Consider the following 18,356-nt stretch of genomic DNA (forward strand, 5'->3'; position numbering starts at 1 on the left):
GGCCAAGGCGAGTTGCTGATGTCGGCGACAACCGACAAGCGCTCTACCTTTAACCCTGACACGCCGGTTGCAGCCGTCGTTGCGCGCTAAAACTTGGGGATACGCAGGGTTTTGCTCAGCATCAGCGTGCCGGACAGGACAAACAGCAGGGCTAAGGGATGCAGCATCCACGGCCCCAGTTGCCACACGCCGCCATAAAGCTGCTCACCGAGGTTACCTTGCCAGGCGGCAAAGGCCAATATCGCCGTCAGCAACACACTGGTGGGGATGGGTGTTCCCTCGAAATAGGCCACCTTGGCAGCGCCCTGCGAGAGTGTCTCGGCGGTGACGTTGTAGCGCGCCAGCCGGCTAACGCCGCAGCACACAAAATAAATCAACGCGATCCAGTCCCAGCCGCCGCGCATGCCGGCCGCAAAGGCCAGCGCTGCAGGCGCCACGCCGAAGGAGATGATATCGGCCAGCGAGTCAAGCTCGCGCCCGAGTGCCGAATGCTGGTTGCGCCAGCGCGCCACGCGGCCGTCGAGCACATCAAAAATAAAGGCGGCAGGCGCCATGATGGCCGCAGCATAGAAAAAGAACTTCAGCCCTTCCACGGCATACAACATGGCCAGAAAAACGCCTGCAACGCCGCAAGCGGCGTTGCAAAGCGTCAAGAAGTCCGCCAGGTGAAAACCCCGCAGCATGGAAAAGTGTTTGGGCTGTTCGGTCACAGGTGCGGGATTTGGTTGAAGCTGCTCAACGGCAATCCGTCGTGGGCGATTATTTCGCCGGCGCCGGCATGATGAGCACCGGGGCATTGGTCTTGGGCTCAATGCGCACCGACGTGGCGCCCGCCGGGACCACCACGGTCTCTACCTCGCGAATCACACCGCCGCCAGCCACACTGCCTTGCGTGTTGCCATAACCCATGACGCGCGCCTCACAGGCGGTGCGGTCTTCGCCGGTCAACACTTCACAGCGCTGGCGGGCATTGGCTTCAAACTGCGAGCCGCTGTTGTTGAGCTTGCCACTGCGTTTTTCAGCGGCAGCGTTGTTGGTCTCGCGCAGGCATGTCGCCTGGTCCTGTTGGGTACGCCCGGTCATGCAGGCCTCACGCTCCTTCTGGGCATTGCCGGAAGCGTCGATGCCGGTGGTTCCGGTGGCGGTAATCGGCACCTGCGCCACCGCGACGCCGGAAACCATCAACAGGGACAGGCCCATGCCGGCTAATACGCGGGGGAATTTTGAAAAGGTGTTCATGCTCAAGCTCCTTGGCCATTTAAAGATGCTTGAGTCTAGGAAGGCAGCGCAGCCGGGCATTGAGAGCATTCATCGCCGCTGCGGGGGTTCAGGCACCCGACCCCCTGTAGGACAGGTCTTTCACAGGCAAAGCGGCGCCGTGCCGGAGAGATTCAGGACAGTTTGGCGGGCCGGCTTTCGCCGGGCATGGTGAAGGAGTCCTCCCACTTGACGGCAAACCGGTCCGGCTTTTCCCGTATCATGAAGGAGCTGGTGCCGTCAGGGCTGAAGCTGGCGCTCTGGCTTGTCCCCCGCGTCTCGGTTGCGGCGGCCTGCTTGTCCTTGATCTCCGCCATGGCCGCCGCCTTGGCGGCTCGGACTTTTTCACTGGTGAAATCGTCCAGCGCCGCATGAAAGCTGCTGTCACCGCCGCGGGTTTCTACATGATCACGCTCAATGATCTCGGCCTCGCCGAGGAAGGCTGTGCGCATCGCGCCACCCGAAGGCAAGCTGCTGCTGCGCACCGTGGTGTAGCCAATGCCGCATTCCAGCAGCAGGCCTTCCTTCATGTCACGCTGGACCTTGGTCAGACCGCGTTTGCCCGGCACATCCACGCAGCCAACCACCTTGCCGTCCAGCGTGCTCACCACAAAAGTGCAATAGACGCCATCGAGCAGCTCATGCCAGTGCTGGTCCTTGTTTTCGGGTCGGTCCTTGGTGCTTGGAATGGTAAAGCGCATCACCGGCACCTTGACCATCACGGCGTGGTCGGGAAAAGCCGTGCGCAGCCATTTCCACACGTCCAGCTCTTCGCTGGTCACCAGTCCCCTGGCATTGAGCAGCCAGCGCGAGGGCAGGCGAAGTTTTTCGGTGCGCTGGCGCCGCGTCCAGGCCCAATGCGCCAGACCACCCAGCAACGCGCCCACCACACCACCCAGCCCGATCATCAGCCATGTCAATGCGTTCACGGTATCTCCTCCTCGGCTCAGTAACAATTTGAAGCAGCTTAAATCACAAAGCCGCATTGCGGCAGAAAATGATGTATGCGTGCGTTAACAAAGATACGGCGCGTCAACACGGCCACAACAGCACGTGGCTGGCCACGGACAAAGGCCTACCCGTCTTTGAGTAAAAACTGCATGCTGGTTCCAGCCAGTTCCAGCACATCGTTGTGTGCCAGTGGCACAGCTTCGGCGCCAATCGCAAGTCCGTTGAGCGTGGGCTGAACGGCGCCCGTCATGTGAGCCACGTAGAAGCCATAACGCCGGTGGGAAACTGCCACCACGCTGACATCCGGCTGGCCAAAAGTGGTGACGGCCTTGACCACCGGCATCTCCAGCCCGGCCGACGACCCGGACAACACCTTGAAGCTGGCGTGCAACGCACCTGACGCGCCCGGCGCCGCCTGCACGTCGAGCTTCATCGCTGCGGTTTCGTGATAACCCGACTCTTCCGACGCCGCGAGGTACTGAATCCTGAAATTGCCGATCGCGATGGCGTCGTTGTCGTGCAGCAGTTCACGGGACTTGATCATGTGCCCGTTGAGGTAGGTGCCATTGGTGCTGCCCAGGTCCTCGACATAGACATCGGCCAGTCCGTGCAGCTCGAACACACAGTGCTCGCCGCTGACCAGCGGGTTGTTGAGCACAATGTCGTTGTACGGCCGCCGGCCCAGCGTGGTGCGGTCCTTGCGCAGGTACACATGCTTGATCTCGACGCCCTCGACCGATGCAATGAGTTGCGGCATAAAACTCCCCAAATTCACCCACCGGCGCCTGTCGCGCGGCGGTTCACCATGGTAGTCCTCGGGTTCTCCTGAAACAAGAGGGCTGGCTCACCGGCAGGCAACAGTCTGTGAGCGCAGACTCCTAGCGTTGTTTGCGCAGCGGCTGCAGCAGCGCCGACAGGCCATTGTGGTCGATCTCTAGTGCCAATGCGAGCAATCGGCCAAGTTCGCCTTTGGGGAAACCCTCGCGCGCGAACCAGGCTAAATAATTGCCAGGCAGGTCTGCGATCAGGCGACCCTTGTACTTGCCAAATGGCATCTCGCGTGTGACCAGCATCTGCAGGTCTTCAGGCTTCATGCGCCCTCACCCGCCGGCCTGCTTGACGGTAAAGCCCTGCTTTTTGAGCAGCTCAATCAGGCTCGCCAGGTGGTCGCCCTGCACCTCGATCACGCCGTCCTTAACGGTGCCGCCCGAGCCGCAGGCCGCCTTGAGCTGTTTGCCGAGCTGGACCAGCGCCGGCTCCGCCAGCGGCACGCCCTTGACGACGGTCACGCTTTTACCGCCGCGCCCCTTGGTTTCGCGCGAGACCCGGACAATGCCGTCGGACGGGGGAAGCGGTCGCGTCTCGCGGCACAAGCACTGGGCCAGCGCCTTGCGACAAGCCGGACACATGCGCCCCGCGTCGGTCGAATAAACGAGTCCGCCCGGGGTTGAATGACTTTTCATGGAATGCACCGATGGAGAAAATCTGCCTCAGAGCCCATCGCCCCGAGCGCTAGCAACTATCGTACAGCGATGCAGGCAGGATTCCCCGACACAATGGCGCTGCATCGGTTGTAGCCCGGTGCCCGGCGCAGGCTCAGATGTAGCCGACAGGCGGCGGAGTGTGCCGCAGGTGAAGCGACAGACCCAGCGCCTCCATATGATTGCCGTCGCGGCCGAGAATTGTTTCGGCCAGGGGCAGGAAATGTTCCTCTTCGAAACGGGCGTGTGAGGAATAAGCGTGAACCAGTTTCTCCACGGCATCCAGATCCAGATCGACAGACTGGGACTTGGCCACGGCCTTGACAACCGGCTCCAGCTTTTTCCACATCGCCTCGATCTGGCGATGCTCTGCAGTCAGGCGTTGCGCCATGGCCTGAACCTCCTCGGCCTCCCGGCCCCGGCCGGCACTGCGTAACACGGCGGGAAACAACTCGCGCTCCTCGTCCGCATGGTGCTCGTACACCGCGTCGTGGAACAGGGCCAGCGTGTCGGTGGCGATGATTCGCGCCTGGGCCGCAGTCGCCTGGAGCGCAGGCAATTTCTCGAAGGCCTGTAGCTTGGACAGAATGCTCAGATGGCACTGAGAAAAACCGACCAGCGGCTCGCTGGAATGGCCCGTGTCGTGCGCGGTAGGATGGGTTGTCATGCTGCCAATATAGGGCGCGCCTGTGCGGCTGGCTTGATGCACATCAATAAAGCGGCCACCCACCACCGGGACATACCAGGCCGCCGGACGTTCGGCCCTTCATGGCGGGCGGCACTGGAGGCTGATACGACCCCAAACAAATCTCGTACGGCAAACTGCTGGAGATTTACTTTTCGGTCGCGCACGACCCCACCCAACTCAACCGCCAGGGGCCAGACACGGGCACCCAATACCGCTCCGCAATTTTTTACAAGGATTCCCGTCAAAAGCAGGTGGCGGAGCGCTCCATGGCACAACTGGACGGTGCCAAGGTTTATGCCGGCAAGATCCGAAAACCGTGATGCCCGAGGTCTACCGGGCAACGCCAGTGCTGGTGTCGTCTGCCCGATAACACCTATTGAGCGTTTCGCGCCAGGTTGGCGCCGGGCTCAGACCTTGGTCTGCGCGGCCTTGCGGTCGGCCACCACCTTCTGCGCCGATGGGCGCTCGCCGATGAATTTGATGTAGGGCTTGTAGTCGATGCCGCCGGCGATCAACAGGTCTTCGCCGAAGGCCGCCTTGCTGGCCATGCCGATCAGCGGCAAATTGGCAAAAGCGGCGCAGTCGGCCTGGGTAAAGTCCTTGCCCGCCACACAGGGCGAAAACTTCGCCAGCTTTTTGAAGGCGGCGATGTTGGTCTCCAGCTGCTTGCGGATGCGCACCAGGTTGCCCTCGCTGAGCGGTGCGGCGCCGAAGAAGGTCGAGGCGTACAACTGGCGCGCGACGATTTCCAGGTGCCAGTCGATGAAGGTGGTGAGCTCGCGCACCTTGGCCGCCTCGAAGGGGTCGGCCGGCAGCAGCGCGGGCTGCGGCGCGGTCGCCTCGAGGTAGTCGAGGATGGCCTGGCTTTCGCACAGGCCACCGCGCTCGGTGCGGATGAAGGGGATCTTGCCCAGCGGCGAGGCGCTGAGGATGGCTTGGTCGCTGCTGTGCGTGGCCGCGACTTCTTCGGTGAAGGGCAGGCCTTTTTCAAGCAGCGCCAGCTTGACCTTGTTGTAGTAGTTGGAAATCGGCGATCCGCAAAGGGTCAGCATGGTGGTCATGATGGTGTCTCCTGATGGTGAGGCGACAGTTTACGGGGGCCGCTTTGTCCCGCATGCAACCGGCGCGACAAGCGCCTCCTACAAACGGGGGATGACAAAGCCCCCGGTGCGCGCCAACACTTGCCCGGTCCAAGCGAAACCGCCAACCCGAACCGGAGCAAACATGTCCACTTCCTGTTTTTCCAGAGGCTGCAAGGGCATGATTGCCAAACGCATTCAGGCCGGCCTGCAGCGCCAGGGCTTTGCCGTCGGCGACCTGCTGAAGTTTGCCGATGGCGACTTCGGCGGCAAGACCCACGCTGCGGTGCAGGCGCTGCAGGGCGCGCGCGGCCTGCCTGCCACAGGCATCGTGGACGCCCCGACCTGGCAGCAGCTTACGCCAGAGCCCATGCCCAGCCTGTTCGAACGCTGCCTGCAGGTCACCGCCGCCTTTGAAGGCCACGGTTTCGGGCTGGCCAAAGGCAACTTTGACGGCGCCGGCATCACCTGGGGCGTGATCGGCTTCACCCTGTCCAACCGCGAAATCCAGGTGCTGCTGGCGACGGCGGAGGTGCAGTCGCCCGGCATCCTGGCGCGCTGTATGGGGGCGCTGACCGCCGAATGGCGAGCCGTCACCGTGCTGACGCTGACGCAGCAGGTCGCCTGGGCTCATGCCATGTCGTCGGGGTCATCCAGGCAAAGCCTGCCCGCCGTCTGGCTGCTGGCCTTTGAAAAGCTCGGCAATGAGGAGGTGGTCAAACGCTTCCAGATGCAGCGCGCCTACGGCCGTTACTTTGTGCCCAGCGCCGCCTCGGCCGCCACGCTCGGCCTCGCCAGCGAGCTGGGCATTGCGCTGGCGTTTGACGTGCACGTCCAAAATGGCGGCTTCAAGCCGGACGCCTTCACGCTGGCTGCAGCCCTGCCGGCAGCCACGCCAGAAGCGGTGCGGCGCCAGAAGCTCGCCGCCTGCGCGGCCGGCAGCGCGCGGCCACAATACCGCGCCGACGTGCTGAGCCGCAAAAACACACTTGCTACCGGGCAAGGCGGGGTGCATGGGGGAAGCTACACCTTGTCGGCCTGGGGGCTGGGGGAAGACGCAGCGGCCTAGTATCGTTAGGCTTGCCAGACCCCGTAACCCTGCTCACGCAGCGCGATGCCGAGCTCAACCTCCATGTCGCGCGCGCCTTCGTAAGGCATGGGGTTGTACATGGTGTAGAGCTGCGGCAGCAGGCGCAGGCCCCACTTCTGGACATACACATTGGCCTGGATGCCGGCCTTGTGTTTGTCGAAACGCAGGTCCGGGTCCAGCCCGGTCATACCGACATAGACAAAGGGTTTGCCGAGCTGCCAGTCCGGATTCGCGCGGCGAAAGCGCCTGACGTTCCAGACCTCGTCGGACAGCTCGATCACATAGACGTGGTAGTGGTGGCTGCGCGGCGTATGCGGCTTTTTACCGCGCGGCACGGCTTTCGCAGCCGCCTTGCCTTCGGCGGCCTTCTTCGGTGTTTTGCGTGACGCTGTGGCCATGATGAGGCCCAGTATGCGTCAGCGGGCAGGCCTGCAGCTTGCTACTAATTTAATAGCTGCTTACGCCCACTGGGTATGGGCTGGAGGTCGATTTTATGCCTATTTTATTGAGCGTTTCAAAACTCACGCCGGTCGGAACGCTCAATCCCTCACCCCACCCCTCTCCCAAAGGGCGAGGGTGAGATCAGGCCGCAACTCAGTCCGGCACAAACCTCGCCTTGAACTTGGTTTCGTCGCCCGGCAGCTCCAGCGTCACCAACTGCCCCATCTTGCTGTCGCTGAGGCGGCAGGCCGCAAACAGGCTGAACTTGCCCTGCAGGTGGTAGCTCTCCATGTCGATCAGCATGTAAGGGTAAGGCACAAACACCTGGTGCGGGAAGATGAGCCGGTGCCGGTTGCGCGGCGACGGGAACAGCTTGTAGTCGTCGGTGGTGATGCCCTGTGCAGATGCCATGGTGAGGTACTTTTTGCGCGGTGAGTGGAAAGGGGTGGGATGGTGGAAGGGTTCGATTGCAGCACTGGCCTGAAAATCAGGCTGCCTGCATCATTGCATCGCGCCCGCGCAGGGCCCGCGCGAAAATGACGCCAAGCGCCACCAACACGCCGCCACTCAGTGCGATCACGGCGCCGGCGCCCAGACGCGCGGCCAGACTGGCGGCCAGCAGCACACCGACCGATTGCCCGAGAAACAGTGCTGAAGCAAACAGCGACACGCCGGTGCCGCGCGCGCTGGGGGCCATTTGTGTGGCGTTGGTCTGCAAGGTGTTGTGCAGCATGAAAAATCCGAAACCCGCCAGCAGGCTGGCCGGAAGCGCGAGCGCCCACCAGGGCGTCAGGCCCAGCACGATGGCGGCCAACCCGGCCAGGGCGCCGCCCACCATGGCCAGGCCGCGCTCGCCAAGGCGGCGTATCAGGTGCCGCGCCACCACCATGTAGAGCATGCCGCCCAGCCCGAACAGCGCCACGATGGCGCCGGATGCCGTGAGCGACAGGCCCAGGGCACCGTGCAAGTGCGAGGCCCAGATCGCCAACACGCCAAAACCCGCCGCGCCTTCGGCAAAAGACACCGCCAGCACCACGCGCGACCACGGGCCGGTGATGATGAGCAGGGCTTGCGCAATAAAACCCGGCCGCAACACCAGCTCCACAGAGGCTTGCGCGGCGATGGATGCGGCCTGCTGGCGGCGCCAGTCGGCATACAGCAGCGTGCCCACCGCGCCAAACAGCGCGGCGGTGATGCCAAAAGCCCAGCGCCATCCGAGCGCGTCGGTCACCAGCCCCCCGACCAGTTGCCCGCTGACCAGGCCCAGCGTGGTGCCCAGGCCCACGCGGGCCAGCGTTTCCTGGCGCAGCTCATACGCGATGGTGTCGCCCACCCAGGCCATGGAGATCGGAATGATGGCAGCCGCCCCCAGCGCCACCAGCACGCGGGCCAGCACCAGCACATCCAGGTTGGCGGCAAACACCGCCAGCAGGCTACCGACGCAACACGCCAGCGTGGCGAAAGTGACAATGCCGAACTTGTTGAAGCGGTCGCCCAGCGGACCGTAAACCAGTTGCGCCAGGCCGTAAGTGACGGCAAATACCGACACCACCTGCGCGGCCTGTGCCAGGCTCACGGCAAAAGCGCGCGACAGCTCGGGCAGCATGGCATCACAAATGCGCTGCACCGCCATGCTCGAAAACGTGGCCAGAGACAGCAGGAAAATGGATCGACGTGTGGCCGCAGGAAGCGTGGCGGAGCCGGAGGTCATGAAGAAGGATCAGTGAGGATGCGTCGCCGGCGCAAGCGGCCAGCGACTGCCGATTGTAGGCAAAGCTACCCCTGCCTGCCTGCTTGCCGCTCAGGGCCGGCTGGCGCCTTCAGGCACGCTGTACTCGCGCAGGATGGGAATGCCACCGCCACTGCCACCGCCACGCTCCTGCGGTGTCATCGGCCGGCCCGGCACCACCACAAACTGGGGGGGCGCCGCACCTGGCGCTGGCGAAGACGGGATCACCACACCGGGTGACTGCGGCACCAGCGGCGGCGCCTGCACCTGCGGCGGCGGCTGGTAGCCGGGGATGGGACTGCCGTCGGGCGTGGTCATGGGCTGCGACGGCGGCACCACCTGCCCGGCCGGCGGGAACAGGCTGTTAAACCAGTCGTTGACCGAGCTGGATGGCGCAGGCTCGGGCGCTGTGGAATTTTTCGGCACGTCAAAACGCGCCTGCGCATCGACCACCCTGCCGCGCAGCGAGGCCGCAAAAAAGTCGCCGACGATGGGCAGCGCGCTGTGGGCGCCCTGGCCCCAATAGTCACTGAGCGTGATGCGGTTGTCGTTGAAGCCGACCCAGGCGCCTGCCACCAGTTGCGGGTGCATCAATATGAACCAGCCGTCGGTGTTGTCTTGCGTGGTGCCAGTCTTGCCGGCCACGTCGGCCTGGATGCCGTAGCGGCTGCGGATGCCGACGCCGGTGCCCTGATCGATCACGCCGCGCATCACATCGACCAGCGTCTGCGCGGTGGACACCTGCATCGCCTGCTCGGGCGCTTTTGCTTGCCAGGTCTCCAGCACCTTGCCGTTGCGGTCTTCCAAGCTGGTGACGATGAAGGGCTCGATGTAACTGCCCTTGTTGGCGATGGTGGCGTAGCCGGCGACCATTTCCTTGAGCGTCACCGGGCTGGTGCCCAGCGCCAGCGACATCACCTGCTCCAGCTTGCTCTGGCGCACACCGGCGGCCTGGGCCAAGGCGGCGACCCTGGCCGGGCCCACGCTCTGCATCACCTGCGCGGTGATGGTGTTCTTCGAATACATCAGGCCTTCGCGCAGCGTCATGGGCACGTAGCTGGGGCCGCCGCCGTCGGTCGGCCGCCAGACCTGGTTGCCGCCCAGCGAAATCTCCACTGCGTCGTCCATGTAGGTGTCGGTCGGGCGCGCGCCGTTTTCAAAGGCTGCGCCATACACAAAAGGCTTGAAGGTCGAACCGGCCTGGCGCCGCGCCTGCTGCACATGGTCGAAGGGGTCCTTGGCAAAGTCGCGGCTGCCGACCCAGGCTTTCACATGGCCGTTGGACGGGTCCAGCGCGAGGAAACCGGCCTGCAGCCGCGTCTTGTCCTGGCGCAGTGCCTGCACAAAGGCGGTGTCGGCCAACAGGCGCTTGAGCAGGGCCTCGTCGGCCTCGCCCTGCTCCTTCGCAACCTTGTACTCGGGCGTTTCACGCACCAGCGCGCGCACCAGCTCTTTTTTGCCGGCCCAGGCACGCGGGCCCCACTCGTTGTTGGCCACACCCTGCAACCGGTCGGCCTGGCGCTTGACCGCCTCGTTGGCCAGCTTCTGCAGCCGTGAATCAATCGTGGTGCGCACCACCAGTCCGTCGGCATAGATGTTGTAGTCGTTGCGGTCGGCCCAGTCGATCAGCCAGCGGCGCAGGAACTGCGTCAGGTGCGGCGCGGCGCCCAGCGGCTCGGTCTGGCGCTCGAAGTCCACCTTGAGCGGGCGCTTCTTGAGCGTCTCATAGCGCTTGGCGTCGAGCTTGTTGTGCCTGACCATCTGGCCGAGCACGAGGTTGCGCCGCTCTTTGGCGCGCTCGGGGTTCATCACCGGGTTGTAATAACTGGTGCCCTTGAGCATGCCAACCAGCGTGGCGCTTTCAAGCACGTCGAGTTTGTCGGCCGACTTGTCGAAATAGGTGCGCGCCGCCATCTCGATGCCGAAGGCGTTGTAGAGGAAAGGCACGGTGTTCAGGTAGGTTTCAAGAATCTCGTCCTTGCTGTAGATCGCCTCGATCTTCAATGCGGTGATGATCTCCTTGAACTTGCGCGTCAGGCTGCGTGAGCGGCCCACCTCTTCCGGGTAGAGGTTGCGCGCCAGTTGCTGGGTGAGGGTCGAGCCGCCCTGCAGGTCACCGCCGAAAGTACGCAGCACCGCGCCGCCTATGCGCGTGAAGTCCAGCCCATGGTGTTCGTAGAAACGGTGGTCCTCGGTGGAAATCAGCGCCGCCACCACATTGGGCGAAATGTCAGCCAGCTTGATCCGGTCACGGTTGGCGCCCTTGAACGCCGCCAGTTCCTGGCCGTCGGCCGACATCACTCTGGCGGGCTGCTGGGTTCTGGACTTCTGGATGTCGCGGATGCTGGGCGTGAACGGAATCAGCAGTATGAAGTATAGCAACACCAGCGTCGGCAAGGCCGCCAGCGACAAAGCTACGCCACGCCATGTCGGGTGGCGCAGGTGGTAGAGCGCTTGCGCGCCAAATGTCGTGACCCTTGTCATGACAGCGGGCCGGAGGCGGTCGTAAAGGGCGTAAAGCTTGTTCATCGGCTGCCAGTGTAGGCGCTTGGGCCAGCCCGGCGTTACCTGCAGTTACGGGCTGTGACAGGGGCGCGGCGACGACGATCAGAGAGCACTCACACTTTTTTCAGGGGCTGCCAGCCGACAAACTTCGGGTAGTGGCGCTGCACCACCGCACCCTTGAAGTCCCAGGCCAGGCATTTGCCCAGGTGGTAAGGCGGAGCGGCGTTGTCAGCCTCGGGCACACCCGACTGGCGGCGCAGACGCTCGCGGTAGACCGGCACGGTCTGGTAAGCAGCCGTCGCCATGTTGAACAGCAGCTCGCGCAAATGGGTGCAGCCCTTGATGCCGCCCAGCGCTTTTTCAATCGCCTGGCGCCAGCCCGGTCCCATGGTGACGCCCACCATCTGCTGCATCGGGTCCACGCTGGCCCGGCATTCGTCAAACGGCGTGCGGTCCATGGCGGTGCTGATCTCGCGGATGGTCATCTGGTCGTCCACCGTCGCGCGTATCGCCATGCCGTGGATCGGTGTGCCCGGCGGCATCTCGCCGCGCTCGGAGCGCTCCAGCGTATAGGTTTTGGTGTCGGTCATTTCCGCTTCGATGTCCCACAGGCCGTCCTCGCGGCGGTAGCCACGGTAAACAACGGCGCGGGTGTGCAACTGGGAGCGGGCTTGGGGGGCAGGCAAGGGCATGGTGTGGTCGTCGGGCTGAAAGCACCATTTTCCTCCGCAAGGCAGCTTGCGAGCTGCGCCAGCGGCGACACGCCGCCCATTGAGGCATCAAATCGGCATCCAGCCCATACAGGACATGGGCTAACAGCTATGCATTTGATAGCAATTTCGGACCCGAATCGCAGCAACGCTGAGGGGGCAGGCTGGCGCTGATCGCCTGGCTGGCCTTGCGGCCGGCCGCGACGTCACGCCGGTAAAACCATCAAGGCTCTGAGACGACGCGCGGCGCGGGCATCTCCATCACGGGCAGTTCTGCAACCGGCGCCGGGGCGGCCGGAAGGATCTGGATGGTCACGTATTTGATCGGTGGTGGCGACAACATGCCCGCCGGCGCGCCACTCTGTGGCCCCTGCACCGTCACTGCGCTCCCCAGCGGCGGCTCAACCGGGGTGGTCTCGGCCCACGGCGCGCCGGGCAGCAGCAGCGGGTCCAGCCCAGGCGGCGCCTGTTTGCTCAGGCCATCGGGGGCCGAGAACTTGGCGCGCGCATCCACCACCTTGGCCTTGATCGCCTGCTGGAAAAATTCGCCCACCATGGGCAGCGCACTTTGCGCGCCCTGGCCCCAGCGGTTTCCCATGGTCACGCGGTTGTCGTTGAAGCCGACCCAGGCACCCGCTACCAATTGCGGATGCATCAAGATGAACCAGCCATCGGTATTGTCTTGCGTGGTGCCGGTCTTGCCGGCCACGTCGGCGCGTATGCCGTAGCGGCTGCGGATGCCGGCGCCGGTGCCCTGATCGACCACGCCGCGCATCACGTCCAGCAGCATGTTGGCGGCGGCGATGGACATCGCGGTTTCGGCCACCGCGCTTTGGAACGCTTCCACCACCTGCCCCTTGCGGTCTTCCACCCGCGTGACCACCATGGGCGGCACATACCGGCCGTCGTTGACCAGCGTGCCGTAGCTGGCAACCATCTCCCTGAGCGTCACCGGGCTGGTGCCCAGCGCCAGCGACATGACTTCGTCGAGCTTGCTCTGGCGCACCCCCATGCTGCGTGCCAGGCCGGCCACGCGCGCGGGGCCGACAATCTGCATCACCTGCGCGGTGATGGTGTTCTTTGAATAAACCAGGCCTTCGCGCAGCGTCATAGGCGTGCCGCTGGGGCCGCCGCCGTCGCTGGGCCGCCAGAAGCTGCCGTCGCCCATGGCGATATCCACCGCCTGGTCCATGAAGCCGTCGTAAGGCCGCGAACCGTTTTCAAACGCGGCACCATATACAAAAGGCTTGAAGGTCGAGCCCGGCTGCCGGCGCGCCTGCGCCACATGGTCGAACTGGTCAATGGCAAAGTCGCGGCTGCCGACCCAGGCCATCACATGGCCGCTGGACGGGTTCAGCGCGAGGAAGCCGGCCTGGAGCCGCGTCTTGTCCTCACGCAGCTTTTGCATGAAAGTCGCATCGCCGGCCAGCACCTTGAAAGCCTGCTCGTCACTCTGCCCAGCAGCAATCGCAGCCTTGTACTCGGCTGAATCGCGCACAAAGGTCAGCATCAGCTCGCGTTTGGCGCCTTTGGCGGTCCAGCCGGATTTTTGCGCCCAGTCCGCGTCCGAGAGCGCCTGCAGTTTGTCCGCCTGCCGCGTCACCGCCTCGTTGGCCATGGCCTGCAGCCGCGAATCGATCGTGGTGTGGACCACCAGGCCATCGGCATACATGTTGTAGCTGTTGCGATCGGCCCATTCGATCAGCCAGCGGCGCAACTGCTGGGTGAAGTGCGGCGCCGGTCCGAGCTCGGGCTCCTGGCGCTCGAAGTCCACGTTCAAAGGCATCTGTTTCAGCGCGGTCAGTTGTTCGGCCGGCAGCTTCTGGTGCCGCACCATGCGGCCCAGCACGGTGTTGCGGCGCTGCAGCGCGCGCTCGGGGTTGAGCACCGGGTTGTAGTAACTGGTGCCCTTGAGCATGCCGATCAGGGTGGCGCTTTCCAGCACGTCCAGCGTGTCGGCCGTCTTGTCAAAATAGGTGCGCGCCGCCATCTCGATGCCGTGGGCGTTGTACAGAAAAGGCACGGTGTTCAGGTAGGTCTCAAGAATTTCATCCTTGGAATACACCGCCTCGATCTTCAGCGAGGTGATGGCCTCCTTGATCTTGCGCGTTATGGTGCGCGAGCGGCCGATCTCCTCGGGGTAGAGGTTGCGCGCAAGTTGCTGTGTGATGGTCGAGCCACCCTCCACCTTGCCCTGCACGGTGTTCATGGCAGCGGACGCAGTACGCCGCAGGTCCATGCCGCGGTGTTGGTAAAAGCGGGCGTCCTCGGTGCTGATCAGCGCGTTCACCACATGCGGCGAGATGTCGGCCAGCGGCACCCAATCGCGGTTGGCGCGGCTGAACACCGTCAGTTCCTGTCCGTCGGCCGACAACACCACCGAGGGTTTGGCCGCCTTGACCTTGCGCAAGTCGTTGATGCTGGGCGTGAAGGGAATCAACGCCAGCACGTAGATCAGCAACGCCACCGGCACCGCCGCCAGCCCCCAGGCCATGCCGCGCAGCGTCGGGTGCCGCAGGCCATGCGCGATGGAAGCGGCGATCTGCCGCAGGCGGGACGGAGAAGGCTCGGTGAGGTCGATGTCGGGCGGTGTAATCATGTGCGAGCAGCGTAGAGGGTGCGGCAACAGCAGCCTGTAGGACGCCAGGCACAGAAGCCATCGGCTGCCGCAGCCAAGCAGTCCAGAGCCGGACTCGCCCGACGCGGGCAACGCGCTGCGGCAATGGCCTACAGCCTGCAAGCGCCAGCGGCTGTACCCTCCACATACCCACCTTCCTTCCTCTCAGGAGACAGTCATGGCCCAGCCCGGCGTAGAACCCGACCGCATTGATTTCACCGACCGGGTTCGCGAACTCGGCGGATCGTGAACTCCTTTCTCGGCAGTGCCATGCACGGCGCGCTGGCGCTGTCCCTGGGCATCATCACGCTGCTGGGCCTGGTCATCTGGTCCATCAAACGCCACCGCAGTCCCAAACTGAAAATCGAATACGGCGCGTCCATAGACACGCTGATGCCCTCGCTGGCGGGTTTGTCTCTGGGCAGCGTGAGCTCCGGCAACTCGGTCGAGCTATTGGAAAACGGCGCGTTCTTCGACGTGTTGGTAGAACGCATAGGCGCGGCACAGCAGACCGTGCACTTCGAGACCTTTCTCTGGAAGGAAGGCTTGCTTGGCCAGCGCATGGCCGACGCGCTGTCCGAACGTGCGCGCGCCGGCCTCAAGGTGCGCGTGCTGCTCGACGCCACCGGTTCCAAGAAAATCGGCAAGGGCGAGCGCAAACAGATGGAAGACGCCGGCTGCAAGCTCGTGATGTTCCATGAGCGCTCGATCTACACCATCGGCGTGATGAACGAACGCGACCACCGCAAGCTCGCAGTGATCGACGGCAAAGAAGCATTTGTCGGCGGCCACTGCGTCGTCGACAACTGGCTGGGCAATGCCGAAGACGGCAAACACTTCGCCGACCTCAGCGTGCATCTACACGGGCCCATCGTCCACAGCGTGCAGGCCGCCTTCAGCGAGAACTGGGGCGGACAGACCGGCGAACTGTTTGTTGGCGACAATGTCTTCCCCGAATTGGAACCGACCGGCAAAGTCAGCATTCACGCCGCCTACGCCAAGCCCGAAGGCTCGGCCCCGGCCGTGAAGATTCTTCACCACACCGCGATCTGCCTGGCACAAAAGCGCATCTGGATTCAGAACCCCTACTTCATCCCCAAGCCTGAAGCCATCGACGCCTTCGGTGAAGCCGTCAAGCGCGGTGTCGACGTGCGCGTGATGATGCCGTCCACCAGCGGCTCCGACAACCCCATGGTGCAGCACGCCGGCCACCGCAATTTTGAAAAGCTGCTCAAGTGCGGTGTGCGCCTGTTCGAGTACCCGCACACCCTGCTGCACCAGAAGGTGATGACCATCGACGGCGTCTGGAGCGCCATCGGCTCCAGCAACTTCGACGACCGTTCCTTCGACACCAACGACGAGATCACGCTGGGCATCCGGGACGAAGCGCTGGCAACGCAGCTCGACGCCGTGTTTGAGAAATACGTGGCGCGCTGCCAGGAGATCGAGCTCAAAGTCTGGCAGCAACGCGGCCTGTGGCACAAATTCAAGGACAACCTGTTTTATGTGTTCAATGAGGTGTTGTGAGCAGCGTGCTCAAATCATCCCATCTTTGCCCTGCCTCCAAACACAAAAACGTATTACAATTACGTCATACAAAATGGAGATGCACCATGAGCACCGCGACTCTCTCTTTTCGGGCCCCGACTGAGTTTGCCGAGCAAACCAAGGCTCTGGCCAACGCCTTCAATATGTCCAGCTCGGACTACGTGCGTGAGGCCGTGCGCGAAAAAAACGAGCGCTTGCTCAAAGAGCGCATGATCTTTCTTTCGAAGCAATTGTCGGCTCGCCATCTGGCGGAAAACGAGGCAATAGACGCCACCGTCGGAGACGGCCTTGCATAAACTCAAGCGCGGCCAGGTGTGGGAGGTGGACTTCGAGCCACAAACCCACAAAGAAGAACCAGGCAAGCGTGGCCGACCCGCGCTGGTGATCCAGACCAATGTTCTCAACGCGGCAGGTCATGCCACCACCATCGTCATACCCGGAACGACAAATACCTATCGCGATGCCCAGGGAGACGGTTACCCCTTGCGCGTGGCACTTGGCAAGTTGGGCAAGATGAAGGAAGAAACCGATTTGCTGATAGACCAGGTTCGCACCATCTCCAATCGGCGCTTGATGGGGGACAAAGCCATCACCGAGCTACCACGCACACACATGAAACGGGTGGAAGAAGCGCTTCGAATTTTGGTGGGTGAATGAGCAGCCAGTAAGCATACGGCTGACCAGTCTTAGCCACCCGCGATGTAGCTGGTTCTCGGATTGGACCAAGATCACCTGCACGGCGCCGACGAGGCCTTGAGCGTCAGGCTATGCCCTGCGCAGGCTACACCGCCGCAATCAGGCGCCAAGCTCGGACCGGGGCGTCCCCGTCACTCAGGCGCCACCAGGTCGCCGCCCGCGCGGCGCGGCAGCACGGCAGAGGTCACATACTGGTTGAAAGCAAGTAGATCCAGCTTGATGTCATTGGCCCGCAGTTCCACCATGCCGTGGTTGCGCAGTTCGGGGCCGGGCAACACGGGGTTCAAGTTGGCCACGCTGGCTGCCCCCGAGGCCGTGAGCTCCACCAGGCGGCCGGCACCCGACACCTTGTGGGTCAGCAGGCCGGTGAGATGCACATCGCCGCTGAGCATCAGCCACGTCTTGGAGCCAATGCTTTCCTTGAGCCACTTGAAGTCGTCCTTGTACTTCGCCCAACAGTCCTGCTGGCTGAAAGTGCCGCCACTGGCAATAATGTGCAAGGCGTCTGGATGTGCCGCGAACTGCTGCGTCAATAGGGCGCGCTGTGCACTGCCCAGCAGGGTTTGCCCCTTGCGCTGCGTACGGCCGTCCGTGAGGTGCAGCCACGACCGGCCATCCGACTCGAGCTTGATGGAGGTGGCGCCTATCGGCGTGAACACCGGCGCCGCAACGTCCAGCCAGAAAGCTGCGTCACCGGCGGAAGACGGGAACAGCGTGAGGTCTTTTGCCGCCAGCACCCGGCGGAACTCGCGCATGAAACTGGTGGACACCTTCACCTTGTCGGCATGCACCGGCTGCCCCAGCATCACGCCGCCTTCTGCGTCGTTCCAGGCAAAGTCGTGATCGTCCCAGATCGCGTGGACCTGGATGCCGGGCGCAGCCACCATGGCGCGAAACCGCAGGTTGGCCAATTGCTGCGCGTAGCGCACATACAGATGCTCGGCAAACTCGTGCGCGTTCATCGCCTGCAGGACAGACATACCCGGTGACGGCACGTCGTTGTAAATGTTGTCGCCGAGAAGAACGACATGGTCGGGCTGCGCCAGGCGGATGGAATCCCACACCGGCTGGTTGCGGATAAAGCCTGCACAGGTGCAGGACGTGAAGGCAATTTTCATCGTGGCTCCGGGTAGTGGTGGGCCAATCTAGCACCGGGCCTACCGGCTCACATCCCCCAATTGGAGGGCAGCACGCGAACCGCTCCTCTGATTGGAGGATGCGCATGCCGCAGCACCCTGGTGGGTACCGAAGCTTTTGGCGCCATTCATACAAGCGACGGCACGGCCTTGCTCGCCTTTCGCGGAACGCAACCCGACAAGCTGGCCGACCTGGGCACCAACGCCCACGCGCACCTGGTGCCATGGGAGCTGGGTGCAGGCCAGGCGCACTTTGGTTTTCAGCGCGCCTACCAGGCCATCCAGGCGGACATCAGCCAATGGCGCGCCGGGTGGAGTTCAATACAGGCAGAAACAGCCCGCTGTCATTTGCGACGATTGACGCGTAGGGGGGGGGGGGGGGGGGGGGGGGGGGGGGGGGGGGGGGGGGGGGGGGGGCGGGGGGGGGG

19 protein-coding genes and 1 pseudogene are annotated in these 18,356 nt (G+C 63.6%); 5 read left to right on the forward strand and 15 right to left on the reverse strand.

Going from position 1 to position 18,356, the window contains the following annotated elements; translation table 11 throughout:
• Positions 1-86 precede the first annotated feature (86 nt).
• The 7 genes from Q8O29_RS13205 to Q8O29_RS13235 form a co-directional block, all read right to left on the reverse strand.
• A complete protein-coding gene (locus Q8O29_RS13205) occupies positions 87-683 on the reverse strand; it encodes a phosphatidylcholine/phosphatidylserine synthase (RefSeq protein ID WP_305563537.1) in 597 nt (198 codons plus the stop codon).
• Between the two features lie 76 nt (positions 684-759).
• A complete protein-coding gene (locus Q8O29_RS13210) occupies positions 760-1,239 on the reverse strand; it encodes a hypothetical protein (protein ID WP_305563505.1) in 480 nt (159 codons plus the stop codon).
• Positions 1,240-1,391: 152 nt separating this feature from the next.
• The gene (locus Q8O29_RS13215; protein WP_305563507.1) at positions 1,392-2,186 is read right to left on the reverse strand and encodes a DUF2726 domain-containing protein; all 795 of its coding nucleotides are present in this window, start codon (positions 2,184-2,186) and stop codon (positions 1,392-1,394) included.
• Positions 2,187-2,332: 146 nt separating this feature from the next.
• On the reverse strand, positions 2,333-2,965 hold the full coding sequence (locus tag Q8O29_RS13220) for an FHA domain-containing protein (protein ID WP_305563509.1): 633 nt from the start codon (positions 2,963-2,965) through the stop codon (positions 2,333-2,335).
• A 121-nt stretch (positions 2,966-3,086) separates the two neighbouring features.
• The gene (locus Q8O29_RS13225) at positions 3,087-3,302 is read right to left on the reverse strand and encodes a DUF3820 family protein (protein WP_305563511.1); all 216 of its coding nucleotides are present in this window, start codon (positions 3,300-3,302) and stop codon (positions 3,087-3,089) included.
• 6 nt (positions 3,303-3,308) lie between these two features.
• Positions 3,309-3,671 carry a translation initiation factor Sui1 gene (locus Q8O29_RS13230; protein WP_305563513.1) on the reverse strand — a complete coding sequence of 121 codons (363 nt, stop codon included), beginning with the start codon at positions 3,669-3,671 and terminating at the stop codon, positions 3,309-3,311.
• A gap of 133 nt (positions 3,672-3,804) precedes the next feature.
• On the reverse strand, positions 3,805-4,356 hold the full coding sequence (locus tag Q8O29_RS13235; protein WP_305563515.1) for a hemerythrin domain-containing protein: 552 nt from the start codon (positions 4,354-4,356) through the stop codon (positions 3,805-3,807).
• A gap of 125 nt (positions 4,357-4,481) precedes the next feature.
• Here Q8O29_RS13235 and Q8O29_RS13240 point away from each other — a divergent pair.
• Positions 4,482-4,685 (forward strand): annotated as a pseudogene (locus Q8O29_RS13240) (peptide-methionine (S)-S-oxide reductase); the annotation flags it as partial.
• A gap of 99 nt (positions 4,686-4,784) precedes the next feature.
• Here Q8O29_RS13240 and Q8O29_RS13245 read toward each other — a convergent pair.
• Positions 4,785-5,429, reverse strand: coding sequence for a glutathione S-transferase family protein (locus Q8O29_RS13245; protein WP_305563539.1), 645 nt, complete (start codon positions 5,427-5,429; stop codon positions 4,785-4,787).
• Positions 5,430-5,601: 172 nt separating this feature from the next.
• Here Q8O29_RS13245 and Q8O29_RS13250 point away from each other — a divergent pair, with 172 nt between their 5' ends.
• Positions 5,602-6,525 carry a peptidoglycan-binding protein gene (locus tag Q8O29_RS13250; RefSeq protein WP_305563516.1) on the forward strand — a complete coding sequence of 308 codons (924 nt, stop codon included), beginning with the start codon at positions 5,602-5,604 and terminating at the stop codon, positions 6,523-6,525.
• Between the two features lie 5 nt (positions 6,526-6,530).
• Here the strand turns inward: Q8O29_RS13250 and Q8O29_RS13255 are convergent, their stop codons facing one another.
• The 6 genes from Q8O29_RS13255 to Q8O29_RS13280 all read right to left on the reverse strand — a co-directional run bounded on the left by Q8O29_RS13255 (position 6,531) and on the right by Q8O29_RS13280 (position 14,530).
• Positions 6,531-6,944, reverse strand: coding sequence for a hypothetical protein (locus Q8O29_RS13255; RefSeq protein ID WP_371134236.1), 414 nt, complete (start codon positions 6,942-6,944; stop codon positions 6,531-6,533).
• A gap of 196 nt (positions 6,945-7,140) precedes the next feature.
• Positions 7,141-7,398 carry a hypothetical protein gene (locus tag Q8O29_RS13260; protein WP_305563518.1) on the reverse strand — a complete coding sequence of 86 codons (258 nt, stop codon included), beginning with the start codon at positions 7,396-7,398 and terminating at the stop codon, positions 7,141-7,143.
• A gap of 76 nt (positions 7,399-7,474) precedes the next feature.
• Positions 7,475-8,698: an MFS transporter gene (locus tag Q8O29_RS13265; protein ID WP_305563520.1), complete on the reverse strand. Its 1,224-nt coding sequence runs from the start codon at positions 8,696-8,698 to the stop codon at positions 7,475-7,477.
• Positions 8,699-8,788: 90 nt separating this feature from the next.
• On the reverse strand, positions 8,789-11,200 hold the full coding sequence (locus Q8O29_RS13270; RefSeq protein ID WP_305563543.1) for a penicillin-binding protein 1A: 2,412 nt from the start codon (positions 11,198-11,200) through the stop codon (positions 8,789-8,791).
• A gap of 134 nt (positions 11,201-11,334) precedes the next feature.
• Entirely contained in the window at positions 11,335-11,913 is a 579-nt protein-coding gene (locus tag Q8O29_RS13275; RefSeq protein WP_305563522.1) for a DUF2889 domain-containing protein, read from the reverse strand.
• A 241-nt stretch (positions 11,914-12,154) separates the two neighbouring features.
• Positions 12,155-14,530, reverse strand: coding sequence for a penicillin-binding protein 1A (locus Q8O29_RS13280; protein ID WP_371134237.1), 2,376 nt, complete (start codon positions 14,528-14,530; stop codon positions 12,155-12,157).
• 264 nt (positions 14,531-14,794) lie between these two features.
• Here Q8O29_RS13280 and Q8O29_RS13285 point away from each other — a divergent pair, with 264 nt between their 5' ends.
• The 3 genes from Q8O29_RS13285 (at position 14,795) to Q8O29_RS13295 (ending at position 16,753) form a co-directional block, all read left to right on the forward strand.
• Entirely contained in the window at positions 14,795-16,075 is a 1,281-nt protein-coding gene (locus tag Q8O29_RS13285; protein ID WP_305563524.1) for a phosphatidylserine/phosphatidylglycerophosphate/cardiolipin synthase family protein, read from the forward strand.
• A gap of 86 nt (positions 16,076-16,161) precedes the next feature.
• Positions 16,162-16,392 (forward strand): antitoxin of toxin-antitoxin stability system, encoded by a 231-nt coding sequence (locus tag Q8O29_RS13290; RefSeq protein ID WP_305563525.1) that lies wholly within the window; start codon positions 16,162-16,164, stop codon positions 16,390-16,392.
• Positions 16,385-16,753 carry a type II toxin-antitoxin system PemK/MazF family toxin gene (locus Q8O29_RS13295; RefSeq protein WP_305563527.1) on the forward strand — a complete coding sequence of 123 codons (369 nt, stop codon included), beginning with the start codon at positions 16,385-16,387 and terminating at the stop codon, positions 16,751-16,753. Before Q8O29_RS13290 ends, Q8O29_RS13295 begins: the two co-directional genes overlap by 8 nt.
• 170 nt (positions 16,754-16,923) lie before the next feature.
• Here the strand turns inward: Q8O29_RS13295 and Q8O29_RS13300 are convergent, their stop codons facing one another.
• Positions 16,924-17,910, reverse strand: coding sequence for a hypothetical protein (locus Q8O29_RS13300; protein ID WP_305563529.1), 987 nt, complete (start codon positions 17,908-17,910; stop codon positions 16,924-16,926).
• Between the last annotated feature and the right edge of the window lie 446 nt (positions 17,911-18,356).

The sequence above is a fragment of the Polaromonas sp. genome, assembly GCF_030689685.1.
Taxonomy (GTDB): Bacteria; Pseudomonadota; Gammaproteobacteria; order Burkholderiales; family Burkholderiaceae_C; genus Polaromonas.